This is a genomic window from Halegenticoccus tardaugens, assembly GCF_004116405.1.
Lineage (GTDB): Archaea > Halobacteriota > Halobacteria > Halobacteriales > Haloferacaceae > Halegenticoccus > Halegenticoccus tardaugens.
On record NZ_SDIC01000003.1, the window covers coordinates 102,389 to 116,552 of the forward strand.

Genomic DNA, 14,164 nt, shown 5'->3' on the forward strand with positions numbered 1-14,164 from the left:
GGACGATCAGGGGACGATGCGCTCGCCGTCGTCGTCGTAGAGCGCGATCGCGTCGACGGGGCAGACCCGCGCGGCGAACTCCGCGTCGAGTTCCTCGCCCTCGGGCACCTCGACGACGTACAGGTCCTCGTCGACCTCCTCCGAGCCATCGAGGTCGGCCTTCCCCTCGTCGAGGTTCTTCTCGAACCGCTCCCACTCGTCCACGCACTGGAACATCCCGATGCACGTGTCGCGGTCGTACTCGATCCTCATACGAGTGGGTTGGCGGGTGGGTTACATAGGGGTGGCGACGCGGCGGCGGGTTTCTCCGAGGGAGATGGGCGCGTGTCCCTGCCTCGGTGCGACAACTATCGGTCCCGTGGTGGGTGTGGATGCCGCCGGCCGGCGTTTAGGTTCGTCGCCGAACGTAGAGGAGCAGCGAAAGTCCGATGAGGGCGGCTGAGAGACCCGGTAGAGCGATCGGGACGTTCGGTCCGCACTCGCCAGTTAACGTGCAGAGAGGGTGCGCGAACGCGTACCAGACGGCGTAACTTCCGACCCCCATAAGAAGACAACCCAGAGAGGCCAGCGGTAAGATCCAATTCATCGCTACTTTCGGCTTGGCGGGGTTAGGTTATAAATATTTGATGCGTTTGAAGAAGGGATCACTCAGCGTACCTCGAAACGCTCGCAACCGTTGTCGGAGGTACGCCCAGTCCGTCGCCGAGCGATAGAGGTGAACGACCCACCGAACAGAGCACGGTACGGGTGGGAGGGTGAAAACCCCGGCGTCGATGGACCCGAAGGGGTCGATGATCGGTCTACTGGCCGGACGCGGCCCTTCCCCGCTCCACTTCCGCCCCGCCTCCGACAATTTAAACCGGAACACGATCCAAAGGAGGCCAATGAAGACAGCGGACCTGACCGGTCTGCCGCCGGGCGTCGCGGAGCGGCTCGAATCGGAGGGCGTCGAGGAGCTCTACCCGCCGCAGGCCGAGGCCGTCGAGGCGGGGATCATGGAGGGCGAGAGCCTCGTCGCGTCGGTCCCGACGGCGAGCGGGAAGACGCTCATCGCCGAGCTGGCGATGCTCTCGTCCGTCCAGCGCGAACGCGGCGGGAAGGCCCTCTACATCGTCCCGCTCCGCGCGCTAGCGTCGGAGAAGAAGGCCGAGTTCGAACGGTGGGAGGAGCACGGGGTGAGCGTCGGCGTCTCGACCGGCAATTACGAGTCGAGCGGCGAGTGGCTCGCCACCCGCGACCTCATCGTCGCGACGAGCGAGAAGGTGGACTCGCTCGTCCGCAACGGCGCGCCGTGGATCTCCGAGCTCTCCTGCGTCGTCGCCGACGAGGTCCACCTCGTGGACGACCGCCACCGCGGCCCGACGCTCGAAGTCACCCTCGCGAAGCTCCGCCGGATCAACCCCGGACTGCAGGTGGTCGCGCTGTCCGCGACGGTCGGCAACGCCGGCGAGGTCGCCGCGTGGCTCGACGCCGAACTCGTCCAGTCGGACTGGCGGCCCATCGACCTGAAGACGGGCGTCCACTACGGCAACGCGATCAACTTCGACGACGGGAGCCAGCGGGAGGTGCCCGTCGCCTCCGGGGAACGGAAGACCGCGGCGCTCGCCGCCGACACCCTCGACGAGGGGGGCTCGACGCTCGTGTTCGTCAACTCCCGGCGGAACGCCGAGGCCGCGGCGAAGCGCCTCGCGGGCGTCGCGGGCGAACGGATCACGACCGGCGAGCGCAACGACCTCGTCGAACTGGCCGAGGAGATCCGCGGCGTCTCGGACACAGAGACGAGCGAGACGCTCGCGCGGGTCGTCGCGAAGGGCGCGGCGTTCCACCACGCCGGCCTCGCGGCCGAGCACCGCCGCCTCGTCGAGGACGCCTTCCGCGACAGGCTCGTCAAGATCGTCTGCGCGACGCCGACGCTGGCGGCGGGCGTGAACACCCCGAGCCGGCGGGTGATCGTCCGCGACTGGCGGCGCTACGACGGCGAGTTCGGCGGCATGAAACCGCTGGACGTGCTGGAGATCCACCAGATGTGCGGGCGCGCGGGCCGACCGGGCCTCGACCCCTACGGCGAGGCCGTGCTGCTCGCGACGGACGCCGACACGATGGACGAGTTGTTCGAGCGGTACGTCTGGGCCGACCCCGAGGACGTCCACTCGAAGCTCGCGGCCGAACCCGCCCTCCGGACGCACCTCCTCGCGACCGTCGCGTCGGGGTTCGCGAACTCCCGGGAGGCCATCCTGGAGTTCCTCGATCGGACGCTGTACGCGACGCAGACCGACGGCCGCGGGCGGCTCGAATCGGTGACGGACTCGGTGCTCGACTACCTCGAAGTCAACGACTTCGTCGAGCGCGACGGCGACGCGATCTCGGCGACGGGGATCGGCCACACCGTCTCGCGGCTCTACCTCGACCCGATGAGCGCCGCGGAGATCATCGACGGCCTCCGCGACGGGGCGGAGCGCGCCGCGGACCCGAAATCTCGGGCGCGAGCCGGACGCGCTCGATCCCGACCCGCCGCGGCCGAGGCGGATTCGGGTGCGGATGCGGCGGACGTGACGGACGCGGACGCGGCGGACGGGTTCACGCCCGCGAGCGACCTCGTCCCCGACGAGGCAGAGGACGCCGAACCGCCGAAGCCGACCCCGCTCGGGCTGTACCACCTCGTCTGCCGAACCCCGGACATGTACGAGCTGTACCTGAAGTCGGGCGACAGGGAGACGTACACGGAGGAGTGTTACGAGCGGGAGGGCGAACTCCTCGGTCGGACGCCGTCGGAGTACGACGACGTCGCTTTCGAGGACTGGCTCGCGGCCCTCAAGACGGCCAAGCTGCTCGAAGACTGGGCGAGCGAGGTCGACGAGGATCGCATCACCGAGCGGTACGGCGTCGGACCGGGGGACGTCCGCGGGAAGGTCGAGACGGCCGAGTGGCTCCTCGGCGCGGCCGAACAGCTCGCGGGCGAACTCGACCTCGGGACGAACGTCGCGGTCCGCGAGGCCAAAAAGCGCGTCCAGTACGGCGTCCGCGAGGAACTGCTCGATCTGGCGGGCGTTCGCGGCGTCGGCCGCAAGCGCGCCAGACGGCTGTACGAGGCCGGCGTCGAGAGCCGCGCAGACCTCCGCGAGGCGGACAAATCCGTGGTCCTCGCCGCGCTCCGCGGCCGGCGGAAGACGGCGGAGCGGATCCTCGAAAACGTCGGGCGGCGCGACCCGTCGATGGACGACGTCGACGCCGACGAGGCGACCGGCGCGGCCGTCGCCGGTACCGGTGCACGACCGGGGGCGAGCGCCGACGGCGACGGACAGGCGAACCTGGGTGATTTCCAGTGAGGTTCGTCGAGGGGATCGCCGAGATCGACGACCTCGACGCGTTCCTCGCCCGGGTCGACGAGATCGCAGACGAGTACGGCGTCACGGTGCAGGCGTTCGACGCGCGGTACGTCGTCGGGCGCGGACACCTCGAACGCGCGGCAGAGCTGGCGGATCGTGCGATCGAGCGCGACGAGAACGTCGCCCGCGAACGCGCGGTCGAAATCCTACTTTACGCGGCCGGTCGGCGGCAGATCGACCAGTCGCTGGAGATGGGCGTCGGCGAGGGCCGTCGGCCGATCGTCGCGCTCGTCGACGGAGAGGGCGCGGATGGGGAAGGCGCGAACGGAGAAGGCGTGAACGAGTCGAATGCCGCCGGTGCGGTCGCAGATCTCCTCGAACCGGCGGCGACGCTCGGCGAATTCGATCGCGCCCGCGTTCGCGAGTTCTTCGGCGTCGTCGACGCCGAACTCGCGGCCGTCGACGGCGACCTCGCCGACGTCGTCCTCGAACGTGTCGCGTTGCTTGACGTTGAGAAATGATATAAAAATACTCCGATTTTCACCAACCCCTTCATTTCGACTGGAAATCGACGGACGAGAGACGGTTGGATTTCGATTCTTTTCTCAGAGCTAACTGAAAGTGGATACGTCACATTCCGAAGGTAGACGAACCGTCGAGCGGTCGGGTCGGTGCCCGGAGCGTCCGCGTCGGCTTCGACCGAGGAGTAGTGATGCGGCCGAACCAGTTCGGTCGTCTGACCGGAGTCTCGCGGTTTTGGCTGTTTTTTGAGAAGATGTGTCGACTGTTTCTATTACTCAGCGAAACGTATATATCTCTGCCGGACACGATATAGAATCGCACACAGTCCAAACTGATTAGGAGTAGCGTTGAATACCAACCCGTAACTCCTATCGGTAACGGGTGAGCAGCAAGTGCAAACGGAGGACGCGATCGATCCCGAGGGAGGGTATCGGAGATGAGCACACAGAAACGACGCCACGAGGAGGGAGATGAACCGACCGAAAAGAGAGCCGAGCTGTCGACCGACGACCTGTTCCACATCCTGCAGAACCAGCGACGCCGGTACGTACTCCAGTACATGCAGGGGCGCGACGATCGGGTCGACATGCGCGACGTGGCCGAGCAGGTGGCCGCGTGGGAGCACGACACGACGGTACAGGCGCTCACCTCGGACGAGCGCCAGCGCGTCTACATCGCGCTCTACCAGTCGCACCTGCCGAAACTCGACGAGAAGGGCGTTCTGAAGTACAACCAGAGCCGCGGCATCGTCGAGCGCACGCCGCTCGCCGATCGATTCGATCCATACCTCGATCTCGGAGTCGACGTCGGCGAGGGATCCGAGACCGAGACGCCGACGGTGAGCGACGACGAGCACGAGGAACCGGCCGCGAACGGATCGACCGGGTACTACGGCGGGGCGACGGTCGTCGGGGCTCTTTTGACGCTCGCGTCGATGCTCGGGATGGCACCGGCGGTCCTGACGTCGTACCTCGGACCGCTCATCACGGGCATGTTCGCGTTCATCACGGTCGGTCTCGGCGTCAAGCACCTCCGCGGCGCGGGCGTTCAACGATAGGCCGGGCTCTCGCGTCGATCGCTCGAACCGACCGCGAAGCGAGCGGACGATCTCGCCCAGCGGACGCGCCTGCGTTCGAGTTCGAGTCGGTTCGAAACCGCGTCCGGATCGAGAACCCCTTCGTTTCGACTCCAGAATCCGACGGATAGGACTCGTCGGAGTACGGAACTCGCGCGAAAATATCAGTAGTCCCAACAGGATTCGAACCTGTGTCGTCGGCCCCAGAAGCCGACAGGATTGGCCACTACCCCATGGGACTGCATCCACGGCTACAGCCCACGCCCATGTAAGCGTTGCGCGTTTTCCCCGCCGTGGTAATGGGGGTCACACGACAGTCGGCGGGGAGACCGGACGAGCCGATTTTGTGTGGGATTTCTGAAAATAGAATTATGATCTAGGACACCTGATCCGGCGATGATGCCCGTGTATGAAGGTACGAATGGGAGGTTCTACACGGAACGCGACGTCTGCAGGCAGCTCGACACCAACGTGTGGCGGCTGTGCATGTGGGACGAAACAACCGGCAAGGAGCTGGTCGAGACGGAGTCGGCCGAACTGATGATGCTCACGCCGGTCAACGAGAACGAGCTCCCCGAGTGGGTCGAGCTCAAGCCGGCCGGGAGGGGGAGGACGATCGTCGACAGGCGGATCGAACAGGACTGACGGCGCGCGGTCGGATTAGCTGGCTCCACCGTGCATAAATCGTCACGTATTTGGCGACGAAATATGCATTTCCGTGCATGTACGTCGGACGCTTCGTCGTCGTCGGACCGGGCGTGGGCGCGTACCGCGTCTCGTCGCGGTCGTTCCCGAACCGCCGCATCGTCGACCGAGACGGGACGCTGACCGTCGGGCCGACCCCGGACGCCGCGGAGACCGATAACCCGTACGTTTCGTACAACTGCGTGCGGGAAGCGAGCGGCAGCGCCGTCCTCGGAAACGGATCGCACGTCGACCCCGTCGCCGAGAAGCTGGCGCTCGGCTACCCCACCCGCGACGCGCTCGCCGAGAGCCTCCTCGCGCTCGATTACGAGAAGGACGACTACGACACGCCGCGCATCGCCGGCGTCGTCGGTCCCGACGAGGCGTTCGTCGGCATCGTCCGCCGCGACGCGCTGCTCGTCGAGCGGGTCGACGAGCCGACGCTCGTCGCGACCTACGAGGAGGATCGACCGCGCGCGTTCGCGCTCGACGCCGACACGGCCGCGACGGCGGCGAAAACCGCCTACGATCTCGACTTCGAACACGCGGTCTGCGCCGCGGGCGTCCGGGTCGACGGCGGTGGAATCGAGACGGCGATCGAAAACGGATCGTAGACGGGGAGATCGATCGCTCCGCGAGGGATCGAGCGAAGGTCCGCCGCAGGGCACAAATTTCGGGAGGCCGTAGCGACGTCCATGCGACTCGGCGTACTCTCCGACGTCCACGCGAACCGCGTCGCGCTCGAGGCCGTCCTGCGCGACATGCCGCCGGTCGACGGTCTCGTCTGCGCCGGCGACGTCGTCGGCTACAACCCCTGGCCCGCGGAGTGCGTCGTCGCGCTCCGCGAACGGGCGGTCCCGACGGTGATGGGCAACCACGACCGCGCGGTCGCCGGCGGGACGTCGTTCGGGTTCAACTCGATGGCCGGCGCGGGCGTCGAGTACGCCCGGGCCGAACTGTCGGCCGACGCCGTCGAGTGGCTCGCGTCGCTCCCCGACGATCGGGTCGTCGCCGACGGGCGCGTGAAACTCGTCCACGGCCACCCCGCCGATCCCGACCGCTACACCTATCCGGAGCAGTTCGGGCCGGACCTGCTCGGAGACGAGGACGTGCTGGTGCTCGGTCACACGCACGTGCAGGCTGTCCGGCGGTTCGACGAGGGGGTCGTGATGAACCCCGGGAGCGTCGGCCAGCCGCGAGACGGCGACCCCCGCGCGGCCTACGCGGTGCTCGATCTGGACGCGATGACGGTCGAGAAGCGGCGGGTCGAGTACGACGTGAAGCGGGTCGTCGAGGCGGTCGAGGCGGCCGGCCTTCCGGAGCGCATCGGAACGCGACTGTACGAGGGGCGGTGAGGTGCGGCGAGGTGCGCCCGTCAAACCGGCGCGAGTTCCGCCGAGAAGTGTCGAAGCTCCGGCGTCGGCGGCTCGGAGACGACCTCCAGCCCCGTCACCTCCGGGGCGCGCTCGCCGACCGCGGCGGCCGCGTCCGCGACGTGCTCGAGGTGCTCGCGGCCGTAGGTCCGGCGGGGGATCGCGAGCCGGACGAGTTCGAGGCGATCGGCACCGGGGAACGCGAAGCTCCCGAGTTCGACCCCCCGAACGCCGCCCTCGCGGTACAGTTCGCAGACGAGCGCCTGCCCCGGGAACTGCTCGCTCGGGAGGTGCGAGAGGAGCTCGCCGGCGTCGACGTACACGGCGTGCCCGCCGACGGGGCGGTAGATGGGGACGCCCCGCTCTTCGAGCATGCGACCCAGTTCTTCGACCTGTTCGACGCGGTCTTCGACGTAGGGGGGTTCGACGGCCTCGCGCAGGCCGACCGCCATGGCCTCGATGTCCCGGCCCGACATCCCGCCGTACGTCGGAAAGCCCTCGTAGAGGATCGCGCGCTGTTTCGCCCGTTCGAAGAGATCCGCGTCGCGGACCGCGACGAACCCGCCGATGTTGACGAGTGCCTCCTTCTTGCCGCTCATCACGATCGCGTCCGCGTGCGAGAGCTGTTCGCGGGCGATGTCGGCGACGGTTCTGTCCTCGTACCCCTCCTCGCGCCGGCGCACGAAGTGGGCGTTCTCCGCGAACCGGCAGGCGTCGATCACGAACGTCGCGTCGATCTCCTCGGCGAAGGCGGCCGTCTCGCGGACGTTCGCCGCGCTCACCGGCTGACCGGCGGTCGAGTTGTTCGTGATCGTGAGCACGACGACCGGGACGCGCTCCGCGCCGACGTCGTCGACGACGTCCCGGGCGCGGTCGGCGGAGAAGTTCCCCTTGAACGGCGCGTCCCGCACCGGGTCGCGCGCGCCCTCGACCGGACAGTCGACAGGATCGCCGCCCTGATTCGCGATGTGCGCCCTGGTCGTGTCGAAGTGGGCGTTGTTGAGGACGACGTCCCCCTCCTCGACCAGACAGCCGTAGAGGACGTTCTCCGCGCCGCGACCCTGGTGCGTGGGGATCACGCGCGAAAAGCCCGTGACGTCCTCGACGGCCTCCCGAAGCCGGTGGAAGCTCTCGCTGCCGGCGTAGGACTCGTCGCCGCGAAAGAGCGCGGCCCATTGCGCGTCGCTCATCGTCCCCGTGCCGCTGTCGGTCAGGAGATCGACGTAGACGTTCTCGGCGGGGATGTTGAACGCGTTGTAGCCGGCCTCCGCGAGAACCTCCTCGCGTCGCTCCCGGGACGGGAGCGTGATCGGCTCGACCATCTTGGCCTTGTACGAGCGCATGGTGGCGTCTCGAAGCCCGCCCACATAATTTCACGCTGCTATCACTCGCTCGTTACCCGACAGAGTCGGTGGAGAGCGTTCGATTCTGGACACGATCGATCGGAAAACGGACCGACCGTCCGCTCAGAGTTCGCCCTGCACGATTTCGAGCGTCCGTTCGCGGTCGTCCCAGGCGACGAATATGGCGACCGAGGTGGCGCTCGTGATCACGTCGTGGATGTTGATGCCCGCCTCCGCGATCGGGGAGAGGATGCCCTGGATGACCCCGGGCTGGTTCGGCAGTTCACCGCCGGTGACCCGGACGACGGCGATGGGGTCCTCGACGGTGATGCTCGACAGCGACTCGTCGGCGACGACCTCGCCGTGGAGGACGTTCTCGGCCTCCTCGGCGACGTCCTCGGCGACGTAGAAGGTGATCGAGTCCATGCCGCTCGCGACCGAGTCGATGTTGATGTCGGATTGCCGCAGCGCCTGCGAGAGGTCCGCGAGGATGCCGGGTCGGTTTCGGATGGCGCGGCCGGCCACGGTGAGGCAGGCGAGCGGCTCCTCCTGCATGTCGATGAGGTTCTCGAACTGGCCTTCGATCCGCGTGCCGCCGGTCAGGAGATCGCCGTGCTGGTAGTGGACGACGCGGACCGCCAAGCCGTCGTCCTTGTAGGAGAGCGCCGACGGCGCGACCACCTCCGCGCCGCGGAACGAGAGGTTCCGGAGCTCGTCGACCGTGATCCGGGCGACGTTTCGCGCGCCCTCGACGACGTGGGGGTCGCCGGTCATGACGCCCTCGACGTCGGTGACGATGACGACCTCGTCCGCGTCCATGTACCTGCCGAGCATCACGGCGGTCGTGTCGCTGCCGCCGCGTCCGAGCGTCGTGATCTCGCCCTCGGCGTTCTGCGCCAGAAAGCCCGTGACGACCGGAACGACGCCGTCGAGCCGGTCGGCGAGCGCCGCCGCCCGGCTGGCGGTCTCTTCGACCTCGATCTCGCCGAGGTCGTTCGTGACGACGGGCCACTCGTCGCTCCCCGGTTCGAGGAACACCGCGTCGACGCCGCGAGCGCCGAGCGCCGCCTTGAGCATGCGGACGCTGGTGCGTTCGCCCATGCTGACGATCTCGGCGCGGTCGCGGTCGGTCGCGTCGAACTTGATCTCGTCGAGCAGTTCGTCGGTCGTGCTACCCATGGCGCTGGCGACGACGGCGATCTCGTGACCCTGCGCGACCGCCGCCGCGATGGAGTCGGCGGCGCGGTTGATCCGGTCGCCGCTGCCCAGACTCGTGCCGCCGAACTTCGCGACTACGCGCACGCGCGTCCCTCCGTGCGCTGCGCGTCTCCACGCTGGTGCTCAATCATGGGGTGCCGTAGCGCTGGCTCACGCATAACTGTGTCCACTTGTTCAACGGTTGCCGCGGTCGCCGCCGATCCCGGATCGCGAAAATCGCGGCCGGGGTTTTTTACCGCGCGCTCGCAACCCTCGGGCGATGAACCGGACACGAGAGCCACGAGCGGACTGGAAAGCGCGGCGGACGGAACCGTCGCGACGACGGACGCCGGGGGTCGACGTATCGTGAGCGACGGCTTTCGGGTCGTCCTCTGCGACGATCCGATGATCGACGCGGCGCACCATCGGCGGGTGCTCGAACCGATCGGCGCGACCGTCGAGACGGCGGAGATGGGGTCGACCGACGCGCTCGTCTCGGCGGCCGACGGCGCGGACGCGATCGTGACCGACGTGACCACGGCCGTTCCGCCGGAGGCGATAGAGCGATTGGACTCGCTCTCCGTGATCGGGCGGGCGGGCGACGGGATCGACAACGTCGACGTCGTCGCCGCCGCAGAACGGGGCGTGACCGTCGTGCGCGTCCCCGACTACTGCACGGACGAAGTCGCCAACCACGCGGTCTCGCTCCTGCTCTCCGCCGTCAGGTCGGTGCCGCAGTACGACCGCGACACCCGCGAGGGCGGGTGGACGTGGGAGGTCGGCGGGCCGATCCACGAACTCCCCGGGACGACCGTCGGCGTCGTCTCGTTCGGGCCGATCGCGCGGCGGTTCGTCGAACTCCTGTCGGGGTTCGACGCGACGATCCTCGCGCACGATCCGTACGTCGACGCGGCTGAGATCGCCGATCACGGAGCCGAGAAGGTCGGATTCGAGGAACTGCTCGAACGCGCCGACTGCGTCTCGGTGCACGCGCCGTTGACCGACGGGACGCGCGACATGTTCGATCGGGAGGCGTTCGACGCGATGACCGAGGGGACGATCCTCGTCAACACCGGCCGCGGCGGCGTGGTCGACGAAGCGGCGCTCGCAGCCGCGCTCGACGACGGGATCGTCAGGACGGCCGCGCTCGACGTGCTCGACGCCGAACCCCCGGACGACTCCCCGCTCCTCGGTCGCGAGGACGTGATCGTGACCCCCCACGCGGGGTGGTACTCGGAGGAGGCGCGCGATCGGCTGAACGAGTCGATCGCGACCGACGTTCGTCGGGCTCTCGGCGGCGAGACGCCGGAAGGTGCGGTCGATCCGGACGTTGAGTGGCTGTGAGAGCCCGGTGAGGCGGTCGAGAGGCATCGATGAGGTCGCCCCGAACGTCCGCCGAGGTTTTTTACGCAGGAACGCGATAGTCCGAGCATGGAGGTCCGCGACGCGGTCGAGGAGGACGCAGGAGCGCTCGCGGCCATCGCGGACGCGCCGCCGGACGTAATGTGCGACCTCATTCACGATCGGACGGTGCGCGTCGCCGAGCGACGGCAGTCGGGTGACGGGCCGAACCTCGACGCCGACGCGATCGACGCCGAGGTCCTCGGATTCGTGAGCTTCGACGCCCGCGAGGACGTCGTCGACGTCACTGGGTTCGGCGGCACCGAGGACGCGTGCGAACTGCTCCTCGGGGAGCCGATCCGCTTCGCGCGAAAGGAGGGGATGGCCGTCGAGGTGGTCGTCCCCGCGGCGGAAGACGAGATGCGCGCGGCGGTCGAGGCCGTCGGATTCGGGAAAGCGGCGGACGGCCCGACGTTCGGCGGGGAGCCGACCGTCCGCTACCGGTTTTCGCCGTAGACACCCCGGTACCGCGCGCGGCGGGACTTCGTCGTCTCGTCCGCGTCGAACCGGTCGTCAGGAGAACTTCCGGACCGTCATGTCGAGCGTGTCCAGGTCCAAAATCGGCGCGTACCCCGAGTCGGGGTCGATGTTCACGCTCTTTTGGAAGGCCGTCTGCGCCTGCCAGCAGCCGGAGTTCACCGCGAGGACGTTGTGGTACTTCCCCCAGCCGAGTTTGTGGACGTGGCCGGTGTGGAACACGTCCGGGACGTCCTCGATGACGAGGTAGTCCTTCTCCTCGGGGGCGAGCCGCATGTGGCCGCCGTACTGCGGCGCGACGTGCCGTTTCTTCAGGAGCTGGTACATCGCCCTGTGCGGCTCGTCGTAGCTCGCCTTCTCCGACGGGAGTTCGGCGATCACCTCGTCGAGCGAGACGCCGTGGTACATGAGCACCGAGACGCCTTCGACCGTGACGGTGGACGGATTGCCCGTGACGCGCGCGTCGTGGGCGGACATGATCCCCCGGAGCTCCTCGTCGAAGCCGGGCTGGGGCTCCGCCAGCCGAACCGCGTCGTGGTTTCCGGGGATCATGACGATCTCCACGTCGCCCGGCACCTCCTTCAGGTGCTCCGAGAACGCCTCGTACTGGTCGTAGATGTCGACGATCGACAACTCCTCGTCCTGATTCGGGTAGATGCCGACGCCCTCGACCATGTCGCCGGCCAGCAGCAGGTACTCGACCGCCTCGGCCTCCTCGGTGTGGAGCCAGCTCGTAAACCGCTGCCACGCGTCGAGCATGAACTCCTGACTGCCGACGTGGACGTCCGAGACGAGCGCCGCCTGCACGTGCCGGTCGGCCGTCGAGGGACGGTACGTCCGGGGGACGTCCGGAAAGTGCAGCGAGTCGACGAACAGGATGCCGGCGTCGTCCGAGAGCGTCCCCTGCACCGCGACGCACTCGTCCATCAGGAGCTCGTCGACGAGATCGGCGATTCCTTTGTTCTTCATGACGAGACAGGGGAACGTGCCGGTCGTGTCCTCCAGTTCGACGAGCCAGTGGCCGCTCGCCGTCGAGCGAACGTCGTTCACGAGCCCGATCATCTCGGCGTCGCTCCCGCCCGACATCTTCGCGATCGCCTCGGCCGGTCTGTGGTTCACCCGCCCGCGGAGCAACTTCGAGAGCCGTTCGTAGCGATCGCGAAACGTCGTCACGAACTGGCCGTACTCGCCCGTCCCGGTGCTTCGTCCGGTGACGTCGCCGTCGATCTCGACGGAGCGCCGGCCCGGGTCGCGAGAACGCCGTGTCGCCGCCGCGGGCGACGCGTCCGTCGCGGTCTGCGTGTCCCTTGTCGTTGATGCGTCCGTCGTCGCTGGCGTGTCCGTCGTCGTTGATGCGTCCGTCGTTGCTGGCGTGTCCGTCGTCGTCGATGTGTCCGTCGTCGCTGGCGCACCTGTCGCGGACGGCGCGTTCGCCATCGGCGACGGCTCGTTCGACCCCTTCGTTTCGACTGGAGACGAATCCTCGGATTCGGATGACTGCACCGGGGGGGTTCCAGTGGAAACGGGGGGGTCCGCGTCAGTCGCGAGCGCGCCGTCGTCGAGGGCGGCGCGGACGTGTTCGGTGGTGAGACGCAGCGCGTCGTCGGGAGCGCGTTCGACGGCTCGTTCGAGCGCGAGCGAGGGGTTCGCGGCACCGGCGAGAAGCGTGACCGCCTCCCGCTCCGCGTTGTACCCGCGGCGAACAAGCTCCTGAACGATGCGAGACGGCGTCTCGAGGGGCACACCGACGAGAGGGGCGGCCGGAAAGAAAAGCGTGCCGGAACCCAGAAAGTTCAAACCCGGAGGAGCCGAACGGGTTTCCGATGAGCCCCGGCGAGCGCCGTCCGCCCTCCGACGACTCTTCGAAGGACGCTTCGAAGACCGGTTCGCGCGCGGCCGACTCCGACGACGGAATTATCACACGCTTTCGGACAGCCCAGAGCGGACCGTGGATGTTCGCCCGCGAGGTGCTGACGAGCGTCGCCACCGTGGCGTTGATCGGGTTTCTCCTGTTCGCGGTGAGCGGGGTGTGGCCGCCGATGGTCGCCGTCGAAAGCGGCAGCATGGAACCGCACATGTTCAGGGGCGACCTGATATTCATCACCGAACCCACCAGGTTCGCGCCCGACGCGGCGCACGCCGGAACCGGCGTCGTGACGTACGAACAGGGGGAGGAGGTCGGCTACCGATCTCTCGGCGACTACGGATCCGTCGTCATCTACGACAACCCCGACAAACCCGGTCCGCCGATCATCCACCGGGCCCGGTTCTGGGTGGACGAGGGCGAGAACTGGTACCCTCGGGCCGACAAGGAGTACGTGAACGCCGACAGCTGCGCCGAGCTTCGCAACTGTCCCGCCCCGAACTCCGGATTCATCACGAAGGGTGACGCGAACCCGCAGTACGATCAGGCCAACGACATCAGCGAGCCGGTGAAGCCGGAGTGGATCACCGGCGTCGCTCGCGTCCGAATCCCGTACCTCGGCTGGGTGCGGCTGGGCTTCTCCGGCGCGGCGTTCTCGTCGTCGCCGGGAGCGATCGACGCGGGAGACGTGCCGTTGGTGATCGAATTTGAGAACGGGACTGCGGCTGCGTCAGAACCGACGAACACATCGCGAGTCGAGTCGGTCCACGTCAGACCGGACGGACGGTCAGCCGCGTCCGTCTGAGTTACTGACCCCTTCATTTCGAGTGGAGAATGGCCATCAACCGCTTCGTAATCCCGGAATTCGGGCGTGTCGGTGTTTTCGAGTGGAAACAGAGGGG

13 protein-coding genes and 1 tRNA gene are annotated in these 14,164 nt (G+C 67.9%); 9 read left to right on the top strand and 5 right to left on the bottom strand.

The genetic code is table 11. From position 1 onward, the window contains the following. Positions 1–6 precede the first annotated feature (6 nt). Entirely contained in the window at positions 7–252 is a 246-nt protein-coding gene (locus C3L37_RS08100; protein ID WP_129114114.1) for a ferredoxin, read from the bottom strand. 632 nt (positions 253–884) lie between these two features. Between C3L37_RS08100 and C3L37_RS08105 the strand changes: the two genes are divergently transcribed. The 3 genes from C3L37_RS08105 to C3L37_RS08115 all read left to right on the top strand — a co-directional run bounded on the left by C3L37_RS08105 (position 885) and on the right by C3L37_RS08115 (position 4,905). Next, complete coding sequence (locus C3L37_RS08105; protein ID WP_129114115.1) at positions 885–3,326, top strand: ATP-dependent DNA helicase; 2,442 nt, start codon at positions 885–887, stop codon at positions 3,324–3,326. Continuing rightward, a complete protein-coding gene (gene cgi121, locus C3L37_RS08110) occupies positions 3,323–3,847 on the top strand; it encodes a KEOPS complex subunit Cgi121 (protein WP_129114116.1) in 525 nt (174 codons plus the stop codon). The genes C3L37_RS08105 and cgi121 overlap by 4 nt, the downstream gene beginning before the upstream one ends. Before the next feature lie 437 nt (positions 3,848–4,284). Continuing rightward, positions 4,285–4,905, top strand: a complete 621-nt coding sequence (locus tag C3L37_RS08115) for a DUF7344 domain-containing protein (RefSeq protein ID WP_129114117.1) — start codon at positions 4,285–4,287, stop codon at positions 4,903–4,905. 186 nt (positions 4,906–5,091) lie between these two features. Here C3L37_RS08115 and C3L37_RS08120 read toward each other — a convergent pair. After that, positions 5,092–5,164 (bottom strand) — tRNA-Gln (locus C3L37_RS08120). A gap of 158 nt (positions 5,165–5,322) precedes the next feature. Between C3L37_RS08120 and C3L37_RS08125 the strand changes: the two genes are divergently transcribed. The 3 genes from C3L37_RS08125 to C3L37_RS08135 all read left to right on the top strand — a co-directional run bounded on the left by C3L37_RS08125 (position 5,323) and on the right by C3L37_RS08135 (position 6,962). After that, positions 5,323–5,568, top strand: coding sequence for a hypothetical protein (locus tag C3L37_RS08125; RefSeq protein WP_129114118.1), 246 nt, complete (start codon positions 5,323–5,325; stop codon positions 5,566–5,568). A 77-nt stretch (positions 5,569–5,645) separates the two neighbouring features. Continuing rightward, entirely contained in the window at positions 5,646–6,221 is a 576-nt protein-coding gene (locus tag C3L37_RS08130) for an IMP cyclohydrolase (protein ID WP_129114119.1), read from the top strand. An 81-nt stretch (positions 6,222–6,302) separates the two neighbouring features. Then, entirely contained in the window at positions 6,303–6,962 is a 660-nt protein-coding gene (locus C3L37_RS08135; RefSeq protein ID WP_129114120.1) for a metallophosphoesterase family protein, read from the top strand. Between the two features lie 20 nt (positions 6,963–6,982). On the opposite strand, the gene C3L37_RS08140 is transcribed toward C3L37_RS08135, so the two are convergent. Then, positions 6,983–8,323, bottom strand: coding sequence for a tryptophanase (locus C3L37_RS08140; RefSeq protein WP_129114121.1), 1,341 nt, complete (start codon positions 8,321–8,323; stop codon positions 6,983–6,985). 123 nt (positions 8,324–8,446) lie between these two features. Next, positions 8,447–9,625 (bottom strand): aspartate kinase, encoded by a 1,179-nt coding sequence (locus C3L37_RS08145; protein ID WP_129114122.1) that lies wholly within the window; start codon positions 9,623–9,625, stop codon positions 8,447–8,449. A gap of 300 nt (positions 9,626–9,925) precedes the next feature. Here C3L37_RS08145 and C3L37_RS08150 point away from each other — a divergent pair, with 300 nt between their 5' ends. Then, a complete protein-coding gene (locus C3L37_RS08150) occupies positions 9,926–10,864 on the top strand; it encodes a C-terminal binding protein (RefSeq protein WP_129114625.1) in 939 nt (312 codons plus the stop codon). Positions 10,865–10,951: 87 nt separating this feature from the next. Further along, positions 10,952–11,377: a hypothetical protein gene (locus C3L37_RS08155; protein ID WP_129114123.1), complete on the top strand. Its 426-nt coding sequence runs from the start codon at positions 10,952–10,954 to the stop codon at positions 11,375–11,377. A gap of 57 nt (positions 11,378–11,434) precedes the next feature. On the opposite strand, the gene C3L37_RS08160 is transcribed toward C3L37_RS08155, so the two are convergent. Then, positions 11,435–13,141, bottom strand: a complete 1,707-nt coding sequence (locus C3L37_RS08160; RefSeq protein WP_129114124.1) for a DNA-directed DNA polymerase II small subunit — start codon at positions 13,139–13,141, stop codon at positions 11,435–11,437. A gap of 80 nt (positions 13,142–13,221) precedes the next feature. Between C3L37_RS08160 and C3L37_RS08165 the strand changes: the two genes are divergently transcribed. Beyond that, positions 13,222–14,067 carry a S26 family signal peptidase gene (locus C3L37_RS08165; protein ID WP_228546175.1) on the top strand — a complete coding sequence of 282 codons (846 nt, stop codon included), beginning with the start codon at positions 13,222–13,224 and terminating at the stop codon, positions 14,065–14,067. Positions 14,068–14,164: the final 97 nt, after the last annotated feature.